This window comes from Bradyrhizobium sp. USDA3010 (assembly GCF_056429065.1).
In genome coordinates, this window is record NZ_JBWJZD010000004.1 from 198,893 (window position 1) to 219,371 (window position 20,479).

At 65.4% G+C, this 20,479-nt stretch carries 16 protein-coding genes; 10 read left to right on the forward strand and 6 right to left on the reverse strand.

Annotated elements, in window-relative coordinates; translation table 11 throughout:
* Positions 1-178: 178 nt before the first annotated feature.
* Positions 179-439, reverse strand: coding sequence for a hypothetical protein (locus tag AC066Y_RS09005; RefSeq protein WP_376711762.1), 261 nt, complete (start codon positions 437-439; stop codon positions 179-181).
* A 130-nt stretch (positions 440-569) separates the two neighbouring features.
* Here AC066Y_RS09005 and AC066Y_RS09010 point away from each other — a divergent pair, with 130 nt between their 5' ends.
* Genes AC066Y_RS09010 through AC066Y_RS09020 form a run of 3 tightly spaced genes read left to right on the forward strand, consistent with a single transcriptional unit; the run spans position 570 to position 4,410 of the window.
* Entirely contained in the window at positions 570-2,645 is a 2,076-nt protein-coding gene (locus AC066Y_RS09010; protein ID WP_478273556.1) for a M3 family metallopeptidase, read from the forward strand.
* Between the two features lie 11 nt (positions 2,646-2,656).
* Positions 2,657-3,292: a DUF1007 family protein gene (locus tag AC066Y_RS09015; RefSeq protein ID WP_478273734.1), complete on the forward strand. Its 636-nt coding sequence runs from the start codon at positions 2,657-2,659 to the stop codon at positions 3,290-3,292.
* Positions 3,289-4,410 (forward strand): nickel/cobalt transporter, encoded by a 1,122-nt coding sequence (locus AC066Y_RS09020; RefSeq protein WP_478273557.1) that lies wholly within the window; start codon positions 3,289-3,291, stop codon positions 4,408-4,410. The genes AC066Y_RS09015 and AC066Y_RS09020 overlap by 4 nt, the downstream gene beginning before the upstream one ends.
* A gap of 158 nt (positions 4,411-4,568) precedes the next feature.
* Here the strand turns inward: AC066Y_RS09020 and AC066Y_RS09025 are convergent, their stop codons facing one another.
* On the reverse strand, positions 4,569-4,967 hold the full coding sequence (locus tag AC066Y_RS09025) for an MAPEG family protein (protein ID WP_478273558.1): 399 nt from the start codon (positions 4,965-4,967) through the stop codon (positions 4,569-4,571).
* Positions 4,968-5,082: 115 nt separating this feature from the next.
* Here AC066Y_RS09025 and hemH point away from each other — a divergent pair, with 115 nt between their 5' ends.
* From hemH to AC066Y_RS09040, 3 genes are all read left to right on the forward strand, one after another.
* Positions 5,083-6,120 (forward strand): ferrochelatase, encoded by a 1,038-nt coding sequence (gene hemH, locus AC066Y_RS09030; protein ID WP_478273559.1) that lies wholly within the window; start codon positions 5,083-5,085, stop codon positions 6,118-6,120.
* Positions 6,121-6,358: 238 nt separating this feature from the next.
* Positions 6,359-7,363, forward strand: a complete 1,005-nt coding sequence (locus tag AC066Y_RS09035; RefSeq protein WP_342724509.1) for an SPFH domain-containing protein — start codon at positions 6,359-6,361, stop codon at positions 7,361-7,363.
* Positions 7,364-7,404: 41 nt separating this feature from the next.
* Positions 7,405-7,851, forward strand: a complete 447-nt coding sequence (locus AC066Y_RS09040; RefSeq protein ID WP_478273560.1) for an NfeD family protein — start codon at positions 7,405-7,407, stop codon at positions 7,849-7,851.
* On the opposite strand, the gene AC066Y_RS09045 is transcribed toward AC066Y_RS09040, so the two are convergent.
* A complete protein-coding gene (locus tag AC066Y_RS09045) occupies positions 7,848-8,183 on the reverse strand; it encodes a winged helix-turn-helix transcriptional regulator (protein WP_478273561.1) in 336 nt (111 codons plus the stop codon). The genes AC066Y_RS09040 and AC066Y_RS09045 overlap by 4 nt on opposite strands.
* A gap of 89 nt (positions 8,184-8,272) precedes the next feature.
* Between AC066Y_RS09045 and AC066Y_RS09050 the strand changes: the two genes are divergently transcribed.
* Positions 8,273-8,812: a carboxymuconolactone decarboxylase family protein gene (locus AC066Y_RS09050; protein WP_478273562.1), complete on the forward strand. Its 540-nt coding sequence runs from the start codon at positions 8,273-8,275 to the stop codon at positions 8,810-8,812.
* Between the two features lie 104 nt (positions 8,813-8,916).
* Here the strand turns inward: AC066Y_RS09050 and AC066Y_RS09055 are convergent, their stop codons facing one another.
* Positions 8,917-9,927, reverse strand: a complete 1,011-nt coding sequence (locus tag AC066Y_RS09055; protein WP_478273563.1) for a KpsF/GutQ family sugar-phosphate isomerase — start codon at positions 9,925-9,927, stop codon at positions 8,917-8,919.
* A 153-nt stretch (positions 9,928-10,080) separates the two neighbouring features.
* On the opposite strand from AC066Y_RS09055, the gene AC066Y_RS09060 reads away from it, so the two are divergent.
* Positions 10,081-11,862 carry an outer membrane beta-barrel protein gene (locus AC066Y_RS09060; RefSeq protein WP_478273564.1) on the forward strand — a complete coding sequence of 594 codons (1,782 nt, stop codon included), beginning with the start codon at positions 10,081-10,083 and terminating at the stop codon, positions 11,860-11,862.
* A 145-nt stretch (positions 11,863-12,007) separates the two neighbouring features.
* Entirely contained in the window at positions 12,008-12,535 is a 528-nt protein-coding gene (locus AC066Y_RS09065) for a CHAT domain-containing protein (RefSeq protein WP_478273565.1), read from the forward strand.
* Positions 12,536-12,772: 237 nt separating this feature from the next.
* Here AC066Y_RS09065 and AC066Y_RS09070 read toward each other — a convergent pair whose 3' ends face one another.
* Together AC066Y_RS09070 and gltB are read right to left on the reverse strand one after the other, a co-directional pair.
* On the reverse strand, positions 12,773-14,230 hold the full coding sequence (locus tag AC066Y_RS09070; protein ID WP_478273566.1) for a glutamate synthase subunit beta: 1,458 nt from the start codon (positions 14,228-14,230) through the stop codon (positions 12,773-12,775).
* Positions 14,231-14,368: 138 nt separating this feature from the next.
* Positions 14,369-19,132, reverse strand: a complete 4,764-nt coding sequence (gltB, locus tag AC066Y_RS09075) for a glutamate synthase large subunit (RefSeq protein ID WP_478273567.1) — start codon at positions 19,130-19,132, stop codon at positions 14,369-14,371.
* 471 nt (positions 19,133-19,603) lie between these two features.
* Here gltB and AC066Y_RS09080 point away from each other — a divergent pair, with 471 nt between their 5' ends.
* Positions 19,604-20,398, forward strand: a complete 795-nt coding sequence (locus tag AC066Y_RS09080) for a hypothetical protein (protein ID WP_478273568.1) — start codon at positions 19,604-19,606, stop codon at positions 20,396-20,398.
* Positions 20,399-20,479 lie beyond the last annotated feature (81 nt).

Genomic DNA, 20,479 nt, shown 5'->3' on the forward strand with positions numbered 1-20,479 from the left:
AATAAGTCTTTTGAATTCGCTTCGCAAGAATTTTTTTGCGATAGCGGCAAATTTCCCTAACGCGTGCTTGCGATGGCGCGCGCAGCAGGCGTTGAAGATGAACGGCTGTTAAGAATGACTAACGAAGCGTGTGTGCGTTTAAGCCCTGTGCCGCAGCGCTTTCCTGAATCGCTTCAGCTCACGCGCGACGCGTGAACGGCTCGACGCGTTGAGCTGCGCGGATGAAGGCGATCATGATCAGGACGCCGATGCCGAACAGCACGGCCTGCAGGATATGCGCGCCGAAATCACCGAGCCCGAGCGCGATCGCGAGCGCCCAGCCGCCGGCGAAGGCCGCGCCGAACACTTCCGCGCCGATCAGGATCGCCGCCGAAATCACGGTGATGACGCTCGGCCAGAGGATTCGGCTGGTGCCTGCGGTGGAGGGCTGCATGGTCATGGAATAGGTCCTGTTCAGGGGGCGCAATCTCTCCGAAAAGTGCCCATGTATCAAGCGCAAAAGGCCCAAAAATGCCGTAACGCGTGATATAGATTGGGCCGCATTTTCAAGGCGGAAAACGGGATATTCGATGTCAGAAACCAGCGCAGACGCTCACGCCAACCCCCTCTTGAAGGCATGGCAGACGCCGCTCGAGACGCCGCCCTTCGCCGAGATCAAGCCGGAGCATTTCCTCCCTGCCTTCGAGCAGGCCTTCGCCGACCATTCGGCCGAAGTGGCTGCGATTACCCATGATCCGGCGCTGCCGGACTTCGACAACACCATCACGGCGCTGGAGCGCTCCGGCAAGCTGCTGTCGAAGGTCTCGGCGGTGTTCTACGACCTGGTCTCGGCCCATTCGAGCCCTGCGATCCTGGAGATCGACAAGGAGGTGTCGCCCCGGATGGCGCGGCACTGGAATCCGATCATGATGAACGCTGTGCTGTTTGGCCGCATCGCGATGCTGCACGAGAAGCGCGCCTCGCTCGGCCTGACCGGCGAGCAGATGCGGCTCTTGGAGCGCACCTACACCCGCTTCCGCCGCTCCGGCGCCGGGCTCGACGACGCCGCCAAGGCCCGCATGGCCGCGATCAACGAGCGTCTCGCCCAGCTCGGCACCTCGTTCAGCCACCATCTGCTCGGCGATGAGCAGGAGTGGTTCATGGAGCTCGGCGAGGGCGACCGCGCCGGCCTCTCCGACACATATGTGGCGGCCGCCAAGGCTGCGGCGGAAGAGCGCGGCAAGCCCGGCAAGGCGATCGTGACGCTGTCACGCTCCTCGGTCGAACCGTTCCTGCAGAGCTCGTCGCGGCGCGACCTGCGCGAGAAGGTCTACAAGGCCTTCACGGCCCGCGGCGACAATGGCAACGCCAACGACAACAACGCGACCATCGTGGAGATCCTCTCGCTCCGTGAGGAGACGGCGAAGATCCTGGGCTTCCCGACCTACGCCGCCTATCGCCTCGAGGATTCCATGGCCAAGACGCCGGAGGCGGTGCGCGGCCTGCTGGAGCGGGTCTGGAAGCCGGCGCGGGCGCGGGCACTCGCCGACCGCGATGCGCTGCAGGCGCTGATCGCTGAAGAGGGCGGCAATTTCACCCTGGCGGCCTGGGACTGGCGCTATTACGCCGAGAAGCTGCGCCAGCGCCGCGCCAATTTCGACGATTCCGCGATCAAGCCCTATCTGGTGCTCGACCACATGATCGAGGCCGCCTTCGACTGCGCCACCCGCCTGTTCGGCGTCACCTTCGCCGAGCGCAAGGACGTGCCGGTCTGGCACTCGGACGTGCGGGTCTGGGAGGTCAAGGGCCGCGACGGCCAGCACAAGGCGCTGTTCTATGGCGACTACTTCGCGCGGCCCTCCAAGCGGTCCGGCGCCTGGATGACCTCGCTGCGCGACCAGCAGAAGCTCGACGGCGAGGTCGCGCCGCTGGTCATCAATGTCTGCAACTTCGCCAAGGGCGCCGACGGCGCGCCCTCGCTGCTGTCGCCAGACGATGCGCGGACCCTGTTCCACGAGTTCGGCCACGGCCTGCACGGCATGCTCTCCGACGTCACCTATCCGTCGCTCTCGGGGACATCTGTTTTCACCGACTTCGTCGAGCTGCCCTCGCAGCTCTACGAGCACTGGCAGGAGCGGCCCGAGGTGCTGCAGCGCTTCGCCCGCCACTACCAGACCGGCGAGGCGCTGCCGGACGACCTGCTCAAGCGCTTCCTCGCGGCGCGCAAGTTCAACCAGGGCTTTGCCACCGTGGAGTTCGTCTCCTCGGCGCTGGTCGACCTCGAATTCCACACCCAGCCGGCGGCGGCGAGCCGTGACGTCCGCGCCTTCGAGCAGAAGGAGCTGGAGAAGATCGGCATGCCCGCCGAAATCTCGCTGCGGCACCGGCCGACCCAGTTCGGCCACATCTTCTCCGGCGACCACTATGCGTCCGGCTATTACAGCTACATGTGGTCGGAGGTGATGGACGCCGACGCCTTCGGCGCCTTCGAGGAGGCCGGCGATATCTTCGATCCGGCGACCGCCAAGCGGCTGCATGACGACATCTACTCGTCGGGCGGCTCGCGCGATCCGGAGGAGGCCTATGTCGCCTTCCGCGGCCGCGAGCCCGAGCCGGACGCGCTGTTGCGCCGTCGCGGCCTGCTCGAGACGCCCGAGGCGGCCTGAAGGTGCCGTCTCTGAACCGCCTGATCGCCGGGCTCGTGCTCGCGGTGTCCGTCGTGCTCGGCACGGCGGCCGCCGAGGCCCATCCGCATGTCTGGATCGTGGCCAAAAGCGAGCTGATCTACGCGCCCGACGGCACCATCACCGCCGTCCGCCACGCCTGGACCTTCGACGACATGTTCTCGACCTATGCGCTGCAGGGCATCGAGACCAAGGTGAAGGGCGCCTACAGCCGCGAGGAGCTGGCGCCGCTGGCGCAGACCAACGTCGAGTCGCTGAAGGAATACGCCTACTTCACCTTCGCCAAGGGCGACGGCAAGAAGCAGAAGTTCACCGAGCCGGTCGACTACTTTCTCGAATACAAGGATTCGGCGCTGACGCTGCATTTCACGCTGCCGGTGAAGACGCCGTTCAAGGCCAGGCAGCTCGCGCTCGAAGTGTTCGACCCGACCTACTTCATCGACTTCCAGTTCGCTGAGAAGGAGCCGATCAAGCTGGTCGGGGCCGCTGCAGACTGCAAGATGCAGTTCGAGCGGCCGAACGATGGCACCGCCGCCGCACAGAAGCTCGGCGAGCAGAACTTCCTCGACGGAAGTGCCGGCAATTTCGCGATGATGTTCGCCAACAAGATCACGGTGGATTGCCCATGATGTCGATCGCCTCCCGCGCGATGCGTGGCCTCGCCGTGTCCGCCGTTGTGCTGGCGGCATTCGTGGTGCTGGATGGCGCGGTTCACGCGCTGCTGGCGCAGAATCCGTTCGGCGCGCCGCGTGCGGCGGAGCCGCAGGGCGGGATCGTCGGCTGGCTCTTGGCAAAGCAGTCGGAGTTCTACCGCGAGATCTCGGCTACCATCCGCGCCGCGAAATCCGACGGCTCGGCGGTCTGGACCCTGCTCGCGATCTCGTTTGCCTACGGGATCTTCCATGCCGCCGGCCCCGGCCACGGCAAGGCGGTGATCTCGTCCTACATGGTCGCCAATCGCGAGACCGCGCGGCGCGGCATCGTGCTGTCGTTCGCCTCGGCGCTGATGCAGTCGCTGGTCGCGGTTCTGATCGTCGGCGTCTGCGCCTGGCTGCTCAACGCGACCGCGAAGACCATGTGCGGGGCGGAGAAGGCGATCGAGATCGCAAGCTACGCGCTGATCGCGGCGTTCGGCGCCCGGCTGGTCTGGGTCAAAGGTGGCGGCTTCCTCCGCGCGCTCCAGCTGCCGCGGCCTGCGCTGGCGCTGGCCGGTGCGCATCAGCACGATCACGACCACCATGATCACGGTCACCACGACCATGGCCATGAGCACCATCATCGTCACGCGCATGACGATCATGGCCATCATCATGATCACGGCCACGATCACGGGCATGACGCGCAGCACGTCCATGACGAGCATTGCGGCCATTCGCACGGGCCGACGCCGGCTGAGCTCGCCGGTCCCGGCGGCTGGCGGCGCGGCTTGGGTGCGATCCTCACGGTCGGGATCCGGCCGTGCTCGGGCGCGATCCTGGTGCTTGTGTTCGCGCTGGCGCAGGGCCTGTTCTGGGCCGGCGTTGCCGCGACCTTCGTGATGGGGCTCGGCACCGCCATCACGGTGGCGGCGATCGCGCTGGTCGCAGTGTCGGCGCGCGGCGTGGCGGAGCGTCTGAGCGCGGCGCGTGACGGCGGCGGCATGGTGATCATGCGCGGCCTGGAGTTTGCTGCCGCAGGTCTGGTGCTGCTGTTCGGGCTCGGGCTGCTGTTCGGCTATGTCGCGGCCGAGCGGGCGACGTGCCTTTGACGCTCTTCGTCTGGCGAATCCCGATGGACCGTCATCCTGAGGAGCCTGCGAAGCAGGCGTCTCGAAGGATCGAGGGCCACCAGCCGGGCCGTGCATCCTTCGAGACGCCCGCAAGCGCGGACTCCTCAGGATGACGGGATAACTGGGCTGCGGCGTGCCTAGCTCGTCAGATATCCCCTGATCGCCGGCAGGCAGAAGATCGCGATGTTGATCGCAAAGCCGATGCTCCAGAGGATCGAGCGCAGCGTCGGGCGGTTACCGATATAGGTGAAGACGTAGGCGATCCGCACGATCAGGAACAGCACCGCCAGCTCGTCGATCAGCCGCAGCGGCCCGACGCGGAATTCAGCGAGCAGCACGGCGAAGGCGAAGAACGGGAAGGCCTCGATGCCGTTCTGGTGGGCGCCGAGCGCGCGCGAGCGGATCGGATCGTCGTAGAAATCGGGATCGCGCGGTTTCGAATTGTCAAAACCGCGGATGCCGGCCCATTTCACCGATACGATCGTCAGCAGCGAGAGCAGCAGCGTCCCGAAGACGCACCATTCGGCGATCGTCATGGTTCCTCCCGATTTACGGACCGGAACGTAGCCAACCCGCACTCGGCTTGACAAGGTTGGAGCAACGCGCGAAGCCCAAAGCCCCCAAGCGAAGGACTTTAGGCGCAACGCCATCATGAGGACGGTGATCCCCTTCGAGAGCGCGAAGCCCGCCGCGGCGCCGAAGCCGGAACGCGTCGGCGTGCTCCTGGTCAATCTCGGTACGCCGGATACGGCGGATGCCGCGGGCGTGCGGGTCTATCTAAGGGAATTCCTGTCCGATCCGCGGGTGATCGAGGACCAGGGTCTGCTCTGGAAGCTGATCCTCAACGGCATCATCCTGCGCGTCCGCCCGGCCCGCAAGGCGCGCGACTATCTGAAGATCTGGAACACCGCGAAGAACGAGTCGCCGCTGAAGACCATCACGCGCTCACAGGCCGACAAGCTCGCGGAGGCGATTGCCGATCACGATCATGTCGTGGTCGACTGGGCGATGCGCTATGGCAATCCGTCGATCAAGGAGCGCATCGAGGCGCTGGCGGCGCAAGGCTGCAGCCGGCTGCTGCTGGTGCCGCTCTATCCGCAATATTCCGCAGCGACGTCGGCGACGGTCTGCGACGAGGCGTTTCGCGTACTGGCCGGGATGCGTGCGCAACCGATCCTGCGGGTGACGCCGCCCTACTACGACGACCCTGACTACATCGAGGCGCTCGCGGTCTCGATCAATGACCATCTCGTGACGCTGCCGTTCCAGCCCGAGATCATCCTCGCATCGTTCCACGGCATGCCGAAGGAATACGTCGACAAGGGCGATCCCTATCAGGCGCAGTGCATTGCCACCACCAACGCGCTGCGCAAGCGGCTCGGGCTCGATGCCGGCAGGCTGATCCTCACCTTCCAGTCGCGCTTCGGCAATGCCGAGTGGCTGCAGCCCTATACCGACAAGACGGTTGAGAAGCTGGCCAAGGACGGCGTGCGGCGAATTGCCGTGGTCACGCCCGGCTTCTCCGCCGACTGCCTGGAGACACTGGAGGAGATCGCGCAGGAGAATGCCGAGATCTTCCGGCACAATGGCGGCGAGCAATTCGCGGCGATCCCCTGCCTCAACGACAGCGATGGCGGCATGGACGTGATCCGCCAGCTCGTGCTGCGCGAGCTCCAGGGCTGGATCTAGCAAGGCTTGATCCAGGCGGGCTGGATCTGATTGTTAACGATCCGTGACAGCGGCACAGCGCTTCGTTCAGCCTTGCTGCATCTCGTGTTCAGCTTGCGTGCATCTGGCAGTCCGACAACCGCTTTCTATGTGCTAGAGAGAACAACAGCCGGCTGAACCGGCGGAGCGGTCCTGCCGACCAATGCACGACCGTGCCTGGCGACGGTCTCGCGGGTCTCGCGGTGCCTTGGAGGACTTCATGACTGGCTTCGACATTTTCGCGATCGCGCTTGTTCTTCTCGTCATCGTCACGCTGTTCGCCGGGATCAAGACCGTCCCGCAGGGCTATGACTGGACCATCGAGCGGTTCGGCAAATACACCCGCACGCTGTCGCCGGGCCTCAATCTGATCGTGCCGTATTTCGATCGCATCGGGCGCAAGATGAACATGATGGAGCAGGTGATCAACATCCCCGAGCAGGAGGTGATCACCAAGGACAACGCCACCGTGACGGTGGACGGCGTCGCGTTCTTCCAGGTGTTCGATGCCGCGAAGGCGAGCTATGAGGTCGCCAATCTCAACCAGGCGATTATCGTGCTGACCATGACCAACATCCGCTCGGTGATGGGCTCGATGGATCTCGACCAAGTGCTGTCGCATCGCGACGAGATCAACGAGCGGCTGCTGCGCGTGGTCGACGCCGCGGTGTCGCCGTGGGGCCTCAAGGTCAATCGAATCGAGATCAAGGACATCGTGCCGCCGGCCGACCTCGTCGAGGCGATGGGCCGGCAGATGAAGGCCGAGCGCGTCAAGCGCGCCGACATCCTGCAGGCCGAGGGCCAGCGGCAGTCCGAGATCCTGCGCGCCGAGGGCGCCAAGCAGGGCCAGATCCTGCAGGCCGAAGGCCGCAAGGAGGCTGCGTTCCGCGACGCCGAGGCGCGCGAGCGCTCCGCCGAAGCCGAGGCGAGAGCCACCCAGATGGTCAGCGATGCCATCGCCAAGGGCGACGTCGCAGCGCTGAACTATTTCATCGCCGACAAGTACATCAAGGCGTTCGGGCAATTGGCCGATTCGCCGAACCAGAAAGTGCTGATGCTGCCGATCGAGGCGACCAGCATCCTCGGCTCGCTCGCCGGCATCGGCGAGATCGCCAAGGCCACCTTCGGCGAGAGTGCCGCATCCGCCGCGGCCGCCGCACGGCGCGGCGGATCGGTGCCGTCGGCCGGTCCGACGCCGCCACCGCCGGTGCCGCCGCAGCGGTAAAGGTGTGACGGCATCGCGCCTGCAATGGGAGAGGTTGTGTCATGGCCGAGATGTTTTCGACATTGGGTACCTGGAACTGGCTGATCTTCGGCTTCATCCTGATGGCGCTGGAGCTCGCGGCGCCCGGGGTGTTCCTGTTCTGGCTGGGGCTCGCGGCGCTGCTGGTGGGCCTGCTGTCGTTCGTCTTCACGCCGTCCTGGCAGACCCAGTTCCTGATGTTCGCGGTGTTCGCCGCGCTGGCGGTGCCGGTGTGGCGGCATTTTGCCAGGGGCGCGACCGAGGCGAGCAAGACCAATCCATTCCTCAATCGCCGCAACGAAGCTTTGGTCGGCCGCGAATTCACGCTGGAGAAGCCGATCGTCGATGGATCAGGCACGGTGCGGATCGACGACACGGTCTGGCGCGTCGCCGGCCCTGATGCGCCGGCCGGCAGCCGGGTGAAGGTGGTCCGCGCCGACGGCGCGAGCCTGACAGTGGCCGCGGTCTAGCTGCCACCGTGCTTGCTCCAGCGCTCGGCGAAGCGACTGAGCGGCGTGAAGGTTTGGAACAGCTCCCGGCCGAGCGCGGTGAGGCTGTAGCCATCCTCCGTCAGCTCGACGAAGCCGGCCTCGCGCAGTTCGGTCAATCGCGTCTGCAGGATCGTCGGTGAGGCCTCGTCGCAGGCGGTGCGCAGCGCGCGCGAGGTCAGTGCGCCCTCGCGCAGCTCCCAGACGATGCGCAAGGTCCAGCGCCGTCCGAGCAGATCGAGCAGCGCCATGATCGGGCGGCCGGTCCGTGAGCCGCGGACGCCGGGTTTGGCGGTCGGAACCTGCTTCGCCATATCGCGAATCCTTTTCGAATCTTTCTTGCATCTGTCGCTACAGATATTGTAGCGTGCGGCTACAATAAATGTAGCAACGAGATCAAGCCATGTCACGCATCGCGCCGCTCGACCCGCCCTATGTGGCGGACGTTCAACAGCATTTCGACCGCATCATGCGCGGCAAGCCGCCGCTGGTGCTGTTCCGCATGATGGCGGGGCACCCGCGCGCCTGGGAGAAATTTCGCGGCGGCAGCCTGCTCGACCGCGGGCCGCTGCCCTTGCGGGAGCGCGAGATCGTGATCGACCGCACCTGCGCGCTCAATGCATGCGAATATGAATGGGGCGTGCACGTCACCGCGTTCGGCGCTGCCGCCGGGCTGTCGGAGCAGCAGATCCACGCCACCGTGCGTGGTGCGGCCGATGCCGACTGCTGGTCGCCGGCCGAACAGGCGATGATCGCCGCGGTCGACGCGCTGCATGCGCGCGCGACGCTGAGCGACGCGGAGTACGCGGCACTGTCGGCGCATTATGATGACGATCAGGTGCTGGAGATCATCCTGCTGTGCGGCTTCTACCGCACGGTCTCCTACCTTGCCAACGCGCTGGCGCTGCCGCTGGAGGTGACCGCGGCAAGATTTCCGAGCTAACCGCCGTCATTGCGAGGAGCGAAGCGACGAAGCAATCCATGCCTCCGCAAGCGGAGAGATGGATTGCTTCGCTTCGCTCGCAATGACGGAAGGAAGCGTGACTCTTACGCCACGCCGGCGCGCAGCAGATCGTGCAGATGGATGATGCCGACCGGCTTCTTTGCATCGGTTACGATCAGCGTCGTGATCTTCGAGGCGTTGAGCAGCTCCAGCGCTTCGCCGGCCAGCGTGTCGCGGCCGATCGTCTTCGGGGTCATGGTCATCACTTCGTCGACCGACAGCGTCAAAAGGTCGGGGCGCGTCAGCTGCCGGCGCAAATCGCCGTCAGTGACGATGCCGACGAGATGGCCGTGGCGGTCGACGATGCCGACGCAGCCAAAGCCCTTCGAGGTCATCTCGACCAGCGCGTCCGACATCTTGGTGCCGAGCGGCTTCAGCGGCAGCGCGTCGCCGCTGTGCATCAGGTCACGGGCAAATTTCAGGAGCGCGCCGAGCTTGCCGCCCGGATGCAGCACGCTGAAATCGGTCGAGGTGAAGCCGCGGCCTTCGAGCAGCGCGATCGCCAGCGCATCGCCAAGCGCCAGCATCATCAGCGAGGACGTGGTCGGCGCCAGATTATGCGGGCAGGCCTCGCGCGCCTTCGGCAGCGTCAGCTGCACGTCGGCGGCCTTGCTCAGCGTGGAGTCCTTGTCGGCGGTCATCGCGATCAACGGGATGCCGAAGCGCGCGGCATAGGCGATCAGGTTGCGCATCTCCGGCTGCTCGCCGGACCATGACAGCGCCAGGATCGCGTCGTCGGCGGTGATCATGCCGAGATCGCCGTGGCTGGCTTCGGCAGTGTGCACGAAGAACGCGGGCGTGCCGGTCGAGGCGAAGGTCGCGGCGATCTTGCGGCCGATATGGCCCGACTTGCCGAGCCCGGTGACGATCAGCCGCCCCTTGGCCTTGCGGATCAGCTCGGCCGCCGCCGTGAACGCCGCGCCGAGGTCGGACTTGAGCGCCGCAGAGAGCGCAGCGACGCCGCTTGCTTCGGCATCGAGGGTGCGGAGCGCCGACTGAACGGCGCCGTCATCGGGGCCGGATGATTTGGTCATCAGCGGTTTCGGTTTGGCCATTTCGGATTCCAGGGGGAGGGTTTTGCACCCGGGCGTATCCCTTAGCACGTTCGATTCCGCGATGCGACGCGCGGCGGCGGATCCTCAACGGCTCATTAACCATAATTGTTTTAACTCCATTAACGACGTTTTTCGCCGCCCGGCGGGATGCGTATGTCAAGTGCATGGATTCGTTGGGGTATTTCCATCGTGTGGCGGCGGCCAGCAAGCGGCCCAAATCGGCGCGGATGCTGCATTCGCGTGGTTTTGCCATGCCTTTTGCTGACTCTTGCGCTGACCGCGACCACCGGGCTCGCCAACGCCCAGACCGTGACGCCCGATTTGTTCAGCCCGAACCGGCAGAGCCAGGTCATCACCCAGGATTCGCCGCTGCGCCGGACCACCGCCGATGCCATGGATCCGCTCAACGGCTTGAGGCTGCCCGACGCCGATCCCGGCCGGCGCGCCTCGTCGTCGTCATCAACGTCGGAGCGCGTCGGACAGGTCCCGACCTACGGTCTTCCTGCCGCCAACGGCGCCGCGACATCAGGCTATGACTCGCTCAACCGGAAGCGGCTGAAGCCGAAATATTATCCGGGCCAGGCCAAGCCGAAGCCGCCGCCGGGACCCGGCTCGCCGGTGCCCACGCCACAGCCGTTGACGGCAGCCGGGCAATTGCGGCTATCGATCCCGCCGTCGGAGACCGCCAGCAAGCCGCCGCTGCCGCCGGCGATGGCCGGCACCATCGTCGGCCAGCCGCCGCGCAGGCGGCTCAAGATCGACGATGATCCGTTCGGCGCGGTCGGCGACTACGCCGGCTCGTTCATGGTCAAGACCGCGGTCGAGGTAATGGCCGGCTACGATACCAATCCGGGCCGCTTGAATTCGCCGCAAGGCAAGGCGTTCTACATGGTCGCGCCGGAATTCGTCGCGATGTCGGACTGGGAGCGTCACGCCGTCGTCGCCGATCTGCGCGGCTCCTTCACCGGCTACGGCTCCCAGCTGACGCCGATCGACGGCACGCCGCTGTCGGCGCCGCTCGATATCGACCGTCCGAATTTCACTGGCCATATCGACGGCCGTCTCGACGTCTCCAGAGACACGCATCTCTTGGCGCAGGCCCGCATGCTGGTCTCGACCGACAATCCCGGCAGCCCGAACGTGCAGGCCGGCCTCGCCAAATATCCGCTCTACTCTACGGTCGGCGGCACCTTCGGCATCGACCAGCATTTCAACCGCATGCAGGTCTCGCTTGGCGCCACCGTCGACCGCACCGATTACCAGTGGTCGAAGCTGACCGACGGCACCTCGTCGTCGAACGACGACCGCAACTTCACGCAATATGGCGGCATCGGCCGCCTCAGCTACGAGCTCAATCCGGCCGTGAAGCCGTTCATCGAGGTGCAGGGCGACAGCCGCGTCCACGATCTCTATCTCGACCGCGCCGGCTATGCACGCGATTCATCGGGCGGTTACGCCAAGGTCGGCACCTCGTTCGAGTTCACGCGCATACTGTTCGGCGAGGTCTCGATCGGCTACGCGATGCGTGATTACGCCGACACCCGGCTCAACCGGCTCGAGGGCCTGCTGACCACGGCCTCGCTGACCTGGACCGCGACGCCGCTGACCACGGCCAAATTCTATTCCGACACCCAGCTCGGCGAGACCACGCTGCCCGGCACCTCCGGCGTGCTGTCGCGCACCTACACCGTCGAGGTCGACCACGACTTCCGCCGCTGGCTGACCGCGATCGGCAAGTTCACCTACGGCACGCTCGAGTACCAGGGCGACAATCGCAACGACACCATCTACTCGGTGTCCGCCGACCTGATCTACAAGATGACCCGCAGCCTCTGGATCAAGGGCACCGTGCGCCGCGACTGGCTGGATTCGAACCTGGCGGGACAAAGCTCGGCATCGACAGTTGTGATGCTGGGCGTGCGGGTGCAGAACTAGTTTTGTCACTTATGCAAGTGAGAGACTAAGTCCGTGACATTTTCATGTAAAATACGCAATGATTTTCAATGGGATGGTCTGATTAAGCGTTCTTTATCTAACTGCTGATCCCAACAAAGCTCACTCGCTTCGCGTCGACGCTGAGGTGCGTAAGGTGAAGGAAGCGATTCGAGCATCCGAGTACCGCGATAATGTGATCGTCGAGTATTCACCCGCCGCGGGCCTCAAGACGCTATTGAACGGGCTCAATGATTTTCGGCCTCAGATCATACATTTCTCGGGACACGGGAGCGCAGGTGGAATAGCCATGGACAACGGGAGGGTCGGAGCAAAAGCTGACGAGAGCATTTCATTTTCGCTTCTTGCTAAAGCCCTTGCGGCAACCGACAACCCACCTCAGATCGTTGTACTAAATTCATGCGATAGCTCGGGCGCGCGTAGAGCATTGCTGAAATTGGGATTGATTGTGGTTTCCATGAGAACCTCGATCTCTGACCTCGCCGCGATTACATTCGCTCCTCGCTTTTATGCTGCAATTGCCAGCGGTCAGTCGATCAGATCGGCGTTTTCGCAGGGAGCGGTTGCAGTTGAGGCTGCTTCAATTACCGAGGCAGATACACCTCAACTCTTCCACCCGAAGGACATCAATCCGGGAAAGGTGATTCTAGCCTGACGCTCGCATTGGGCGCTGACGACGAGTGTCGGCACCTCAATCTGGCTAGCATAGCGATCAGGGAACTCGTTACCGCCGTCCCCCGCGGCCGGAGCACTTCACCCGCGCAGGCGGGGCATCCAGTACGCCGCGGCCTGTCCGTTCAAGCTCTGACGTCTCTGGAATACTGGATCGCCCGCTTTCGCGGGCGATGACAGTCGAGTTTAGAGATGCAGTCCGGCGTGACGGCCGGGGTTCTTACCCCGGCAGGTCGGTCTTCCCCATCAGGAAGCTGTCGATCGAGCGTGCGCACTGGCGGCCTTCGCGGATTGCCCAGACCACGAGCGACTGGCCGCGGCGCATGTCGCCGGCGGAGAAGATTTTCGCGCGCGAGGTCTGGTAGTCCTGCAGGGAGGCGCGGACATTGCCGCGCTGGTCGATCTCGACGCCCAGCGTCTTGAGCAGGCCCTCGTGCACCGGATGGACGAAGCCCATCGCCAGCAGCACCAGCTCGGCGTCGAGCGTGAACTCGGTGCCGGGCAGCGGCTTGAACTTGTCGTCGACCCTGACGCAATGCAGCTTGGTGACCTTGCCGTCCTTGCCTTCGAACTTCGTGGTCAGCACGGCGTATTCGCGCACCGCGCCTTCGGCCTGGCTCGAGGAGGTCCGCATCTTCAGCGGCCAGTTCGGCCAGGTCACGCCCTTGTTCTCGTGCTCGGGCGGCGCCGGCATGATCTCGAGCTGGGTCACCGACTTCGCGCCTTGCCGGAACGAGGTGCCGATGCAGTCCGAGCCGGTGTCGCCGCCGCCGATCACGACGACATGCTTGCCGCCGGCCAGGATGTCGGCGGCGCCGTTCAGCGGCTCGCCGGAGACGCGGCGGTTCTGCTGCGGCAGGAAGTCCATCGCGAAGTGGATGCCGGCGAGGTCGCGACCGGGGATCGGCAGGTCGCGCGGGGCTTCCGCGCCGCCGGTCAGCGCCACCGCGTCATATTGCTTGGCGAGCTCCTGCGGGTCGATCGCGCCGGGCGTCGAGCCGCCCACGGCCTTGCCGTAGTGGAAGGTGACGCCTTCGGCTTCCATCTGCGCCACGCGGCGGTCGATGATGTTCTTCTCCATCTTGAAGTCGGGAATGCCATAGCGCAGCAGGCCGCCGGCCTTGGCGAACTTCTCGTAGACATGCACTTCGTGGCCGGCACGCGCGAGCTGCTGCGCGGCGGCGAGGCCAGCGGGGCCGGAGCCGATCACGGCGACCTTCTTGCCGGTCTTCTGCGCCGCGATCTCCGGCTTCACCCAGCCATTGTCCCAGGCGCGGTCGACGATCGCGCATTCGATGGTCTTGATGGTGACCGGGTTGTCGTCGATGTTGAGCGTGCAGGACGCCTCGCACGGCGCCGGGCAGATCCGGCCGGTGAACTCGGGGAAATTGTTGGTCGAGTGCAGGTTACGCGAGGCCTCTTCCCAGTTGCCCTGATAGACGAGGTCGTTGAAATCGGGGATCTGGTTGTTGACCGGGCAGCCCGGCGTGCCTGGCGCGGTCGAGCCGGTGCCGTGGCAATAGGGGATGCCGCAGTTCATGCAGCGCGCGGCCTGGTCGCGCGTGTCCTTCTCGCTCAGCGGAATAACGAACTCGTTGAAGTTCTTGAGCCGCTCGGCGACCGGCTCGTACTTGCGGTCATGCCGCTCGATCTCGAGAAAACCTGTGATCTTACCCATTGAAACCCGATGCCCCTGCATCTCAGTTGTCCGTCATTCCGGGCTGCGCCGCGAGGCGCAGACCCGGAGGTCTCGAAGTGGTCTGGCGAGATTCCGGGCTCGCGCCAATGGCGCGCCCCGGAATGACGCCCGGTGATATTACGCGCCGATCGCGATTTTCGGCTCGGCGTCGGCGTTGGCCTTCATTTCCTTCAGCGCGCGGCGGTACTCCACCGGCATCACCTTGCGGAATTTCGGCAGCCAGCTCTTCCAGTCAGCGAGGATCTCGGCCGCCTTCTTCGAAGAGGTCAGCTTGGCGTGACGCGTGATCAGGACGTGCAGCCGCTCCACGTCGGACTCGAGCAGGTTCTGGAACACGTCGACCCGGCCATGCGCCTCGAGATCGCCGGAGTGATGGTAGGTGTCGGCGTTGATCATCTCCTCCGACAGCACCGGCTCCAGCTCGACCATCGAAAGATTGCAGAGCTTGTTGAAGTCGCCGCTCTCGTCCAGCACGTAGGCGATGCCGCCCGACATGCCGGCCGCGAAGTTGCGTCCGGTCTTGCCGAGCACCACCACGATGCCGCCGGTCATGTATTCGCAGCAATGATCGCCGGCGCCTTCGACGACCGCGACCGCGCCGGAGTTACGCACCGCGAAGCGCTCGCCGGCGATGCCGCGGAAGTAGCACTCACCCGCGATCGCGCCGTACATCACGGTGTTGCCGACGATGATCGATTCCTCCGGCACGATGCCGGAGTTCTTCGGCGGCTTGACGATGATGCAGCCGCCCGAGAGACCCTTGCCGACATAGTCGTTGCCTTCACCCTCGAGCTCGAAGGTGACGCCCTTGGCGAGCCAGGCGCCGAACGCCTGTCCCGCCGTGCCCTTCAGGCCGACATGAATGGTGTCGAGCGGCAGGCCGGCATGGCCGTAGATCTTGGCCACCGCGCCCGACAGCATCGCGCCGGCGGAACGGTCGGTGTTGTTGATCTCCTCCTCGATCTTGACCGGCGCGCCGCGATCGAGCGCGGCCTGCGCCTTCTCGATCAGCCGGCGGTCGAGCACGGCGTCCAGATGGTGGTTCTGGCCCTCCGAGTGATAGATCGTCTGGCCCTTCTCCTCCTTCTGCCGCACGAACAGCTTGGAGAAATCGAGGCCCTTGGCCTTCCAGTGCGAGACCAGCGCGGTCTGGTCCAGCATCTGGACCTGGCCGACCATCTCGTCGAACGTCTTGTAGCCGAGCTGCGCCATGATCTCGCGCACTTCCTCGGCGACGAAGAAGAAGTAGTTGATGACGTGCTCGGGCTGGCCGGTGAAGCGCTTGCGCAGCACCGGATCCTGGGTCGCAACCCCGACCGGGCAGGTGTTGAGGTGGCACTTGCGCATCATGATGCAGCCCGCCGCGATCAAGGGCGCGGTGGCGAAGCCGAACTCGTCGGCCCCGAGCAGCGCGCCGATCACGACGTCACGGCCGGTACGGAAACCGCCGTCGACCTGGACCGCGATGCGGCTGCGCAACCGCTGGCGCACCAGCGTCTGATGGGTTTCGGCGAGGCCGATCTCCCACGGCGAGCCGGCATGCTTGATCGAGGTCAGGGGCGAGGCACCGGTGCCGCCCTCGAAGCCCGCGATGGTGACATGGTCGGCGCGCGCCTTGGCGACGCCGGCGGCAACCGTGCCGACGCCGACTTCGGACACCAGCTTGACCGAGACCTGGCCGTCCGGATTGACGTTCTTGAGGTCGTAGATCAGCTGGGCGAGGTCTTCGATCGAGTAGATGTCGTGATGCGGCGGCGGCGAGATCAGGCCGACGCCCGGCGTCGAATGCCGGACGCGCGCGATCGTCGCGTCGACCTTGTGGCCGGGCAACTGGCCGCCTTCGCCGGGCTTGGCACCCTGCGCCATCTTGATCTGCATCATGTCGGAGTTGACGAGATATTCCGTCGTCACGCCGAACCGGCCCGATGCGACCTGCTTGATCGCCGAGCGCATGCTGTCGCCATTGGGCAGCGGCTTGAAGCGGTCGGATTCCTCGCCGCCTTCACCGGTGTTCGACTTGCCGCCGATCCGGTTCATCGCGATCGCAAGCGTAGTGTGTGCCTCGCGCGAGATCGAGCCGAACGACATCGCACCGGTCGAGAACCGCTTGACGATGTCCTTGGCCGGCTCGACGTCCTCGAGCTTGACCGGCTTGCGCTTGTCGTCCTCGGCGCTCTTGATCCGGAACAGGCCGCGCAGCGTCAACAGACGCTCGGACTGCTCGTTGAGGATCTTGGCGAACGCCCGGTAACGCTCCAGCGAGTTGCCGCGCGCCGCATGCTGCAGTGTCGAGACTGATTCAGCGGTCCATGCATGATCCTCGCCGCGGGTGCGGTAGGCATATTCGCCGCCGACGTCGAGCGCGCTCTTGTAGATCTGGCCGTCACCGAACGCATCGGTGTGGCGCCGCACGGTCTCCTCGGCGATCTCGCCGAGGCCGACGCCCTCGATCCTTGTGTGGGTGCCGGCGAAATACTTGGCGACGAAGTCCGCCTTGAGGCCGACCGCGTCGAAGATCTGCGCGCCGCAATAGGACTGGTAGGTCGAGATGCCCATCTTGGACATCACCTTGAGCAGGCCCTTGCCGATCGACTTGATGTAGCGCTTGACGATCTCGTAGTCGTCGAGCGCGCCGGGCAGCCGGTCCTTCATCGCGAGGATGGTTTCGAACGCGAGATAGGGGTTGATCGCTTCGGCGCCATAGCCGGCGAGGCAGGCGAAGTGATGCACTTCGCGCGGCTCACCCGACTCCACGACAAGGCCGACCGAGGTGCGCAGGCCGGTGCGGATCAGATGATGATGCACGGCGGCGCAGGCCAGCAGCGACGGGATTGGAATCCGGTCGGTGCCGGTCATGCGGTCCGACAGGATGATGATGTTGATGCCCTCGCGCACCGCGCCCTCGGCGCGCGCGCAGAGCTCGTCGAGCACCTGCTCCATGCCCGCCGCGCCGAAGCCGGCGTGGAAGGTGGTGTCGAGCGTGCGCGACTTGAAGTGGGTCTCGGGAACGTCGGAGATCGAGCGGATCTTTTCCAGATCCGCGTCGGTCAGGATCGGCTGCCGCACTTCGAGGCGCTTGGTCGAGGCGACGCCCTGCAGGTCGAACAGGTTCGGCCGCGGCCCGATGATCGAGACGAGGCTCATCACGATTTCCTCGCGGATCGGGTCGATCGGCGGGTTGGTGACCTGCGCGAAGTTCTGCTTGAAGTAGGTGAACAGCTGCTTCGGCTTGTCCGACAGCGCCGAGATCGGCGTGTCGTTGCCCATCGAGCCGGCAGCCTCCTCACCGGTGGCCGCCATCGGGGTCATCAGGATCGTGATGTCTTCCTGGCTGTAGCCGAACGCCTGCTGGCGATCGAGCAGCGGCAGGTTGGAGCGCACGCCCTTGGCCGGCGCATCCGGCAACTCCTCGAGCTGGATCTGGGTGCGGTGCAGCCAGTCGCTGTAAGGATGGCTCTTGGCGAGGTCGGCTTTGATCTCGTCGTCGGGAATCAGGCGGCCCTGCTCGAGGTCGACGAGCAGCATCTTGCCGGGCTGCAGCCGCCACTTGGTGACGATCTGGTCCTCCGGAATCTTCAGCACGCCCATTTCGGACGCCATCACGATACGGTCGTCCTTGGTGACGAGGTAGCGCGCGGGGCGCAGGCCGTTGCGGTCGAGCGTCGCGCCGATCTTGCGGCCGTCGGTGAAGGCGATCGCGGCCGGGCCATCCCACGGCTCCATCAGCGCGGCGTGATATTCGTAGAAGGCGCGGCGCTGCTCATCCATCAGGGGATTGCCGGCCCACGCTTCCGGAATCATCATCATCACGGCATGCGGCAGCGAGTAGCCGCCCTGCACCAGGAATTCGAGCGCGTTGTCGAAGCAAGCGGTGTCGCTCTGGCCTTCATAGGAGATCGGCCACAGGCGGCTGATGTCCTTGCCGTAGAGCTCCGAATGCACGGAAGCCTGCCGCGCCGCCATCCAGTTGACGTTGCCGCGCAGCGTATTGATTTCGCCATTATGGGCGATCATCCGGTAGGGATGCGCCAGCGACCAGGTCGGGAAGGTGTTGGTCGAGAAGCGCTGATGCACCAGCGCCAGCGCGCTGTCGAAATCCGCTTCATGCAGGTCGGGATAGTACTTGCCAAGCTGGTCGGCGAGGAACATGCCCTTGTAGATCACGGTGCGGCACGACAGCGAGCACGGGTAATAGCCCGCCATGCCGCGGTCGCGGCGCTGATAGATCGCCTGCGAGATCGACTTGCGCAGGATATAGAGCCGGCGCTCGAAATCGTCCTCGGTCTTGACCGCATTGTTGCGGCCGATGAAGACCTGCATGTGATAGGGCTCGGTCGGCTTCACCGTGACGCCGAGCGAGGAATTGTCCGACGGCACGTCGCGCCAGCCGAGCAGCTTGAAGCCCTCGTTCTTGATCTCGTCGGCGATGATGCTCTTGATCACGTTCCGCCACGCGGCATCGCGCGGCATGAACAGCGCGCCGATGGCGTATTCGCCGGGCTTCGGCAGCTTGAAGCCGAGCTCGGAGGTCTTGCGCGCGAAGAAGGCGTGCGGGATCTGCACCAGGATGCCGGCGCCGTCACCGGCGCGCGGGTCGGCGCCGACGGCGCCGCGATGCTCGAGGTTGCACAGGATGCTCAGCGCGTCGGAGACGATCTGATGCGACTTCTGGCCCTTGATGTTGGCGATGAAGCCGACGCCGCAGGAGTCCTTTTCCAGGCTCAGGTCGTACAGGCCTTCGGCCTGCGGGCGCCAGGTGTGAAGCTCGGGGGTATGCGGTCCATAGGACGCATCATGCGCGGCATCGGCGGCTTTCGAGTCCGCGGTCGCCGACAGCATGCCTGTCACGATGGTTTCGCGCTCGAATTCCGACCCGCTCATGTGTCCTCTCCCTTTCGTAAGGGGCCTCACCGTGTTTGGCGCACCTTGAACGTTGCGGCACCCACCGGGCCACCGCTCGTCCGCCGCGAGCCGCATTTTCCTAAATTCAGGCGATGGGCGTTTCAACGTCCCCTGGGGGACGGCCCTGCCTGCAGCATTCTCGGAGCCCGGGGCGCCGAGGTTTCGTTGCAATCCCTATGCCGGAATGGCCTCGAAATTGAGACAGCTTTGCTGTCCTAACCTCGACCTTGCCAAATTTTTGTCTATCACACAAGCGCGAGGAAGTCCTCGCCCGCATACTTGGATCGGACAGCTCGGCGGGCGCTCAGGCGCCCCTGATTCGAAGCAAACACGCCGTGATCTGGCCCAAGGAGGGACCAAGGACCGCCGGAATTCAAACCGAAGTTTTGCCCGGCACGCCGGCAAGAGAGCGGGAAGCTCCGAGAGGCGGGCCAGACAGGAGTTACGGCGATGAAGTTGTTCACAGGTTCGGTTGCAGCCGCCGCGCTCGCGCTCAGCGCAGCCTCGGCCCAGGCGCAGCTGGTGACATCAGCACGGATCGGCAGCCCGTCTTTCGTCAGGGTATCCGACATGGACGGGCCCTACGCCGCGATGCCCGAGGTTCCGCCCCCGCCGCGCTTCGGCCGCGTCCCGAGCCTGCTGCCGCCGGTCGAGGTCTACACCGTGCTGCGCGAGAACGGCTATCTGCCGCTCGGTGCGCCCCAGCAGCGCGGCTTCGTCTACACGATTTCGGTGATCGACCAGGGCGGCGACGACGGCCGGCTGGTGATTGACGCCCGCGACGGGCACATCGTCCGCTTCACCCCGGCCTACCGGCTCGGCGACAACTACGAGGAGGAGATGAGCGCGACCTACGGCCCGGTCGGCCCGATGCCGCGGGCGATCCAGGCGAGGGTGCCGCGGCCGCCGCTCCCGATCCCGCATGTCGCCAGCCGCGTGCCGGTGCCGAAGCGGAGCCCGCTCGCGGCCAAGGCAGCGCCCGGTCCGGCGCCGGTGTCTGCCCCGGCGGCGGCCCAGGCTCCCGCGCCGGCGGCTCAGGCCGCCGTCGCCCCGACCACTGCGCCGAGCCCGGCAGCTGCACCCGAGCCGGCCGCGGCCGCACCGAAGCCGGCCGAAGCCCAGGCGGCCGCACCGCAGGCCGTTCAGCAAGCCGAAGCTCCGACCGTCGGTCAGGCCGCTCCACCGCCGCCGGCGCCCGCGATCCTGCCGACCCAGGAAATGCCGAAGGTGCAGGGGCTGGAGTGACCAGCGTCGCTGCGTAGCCCGGATGGAGCGAAGCGTAATCCGGGACGGTCGCGCCAGGACAGAGGTCCCCGGATTTCGCTG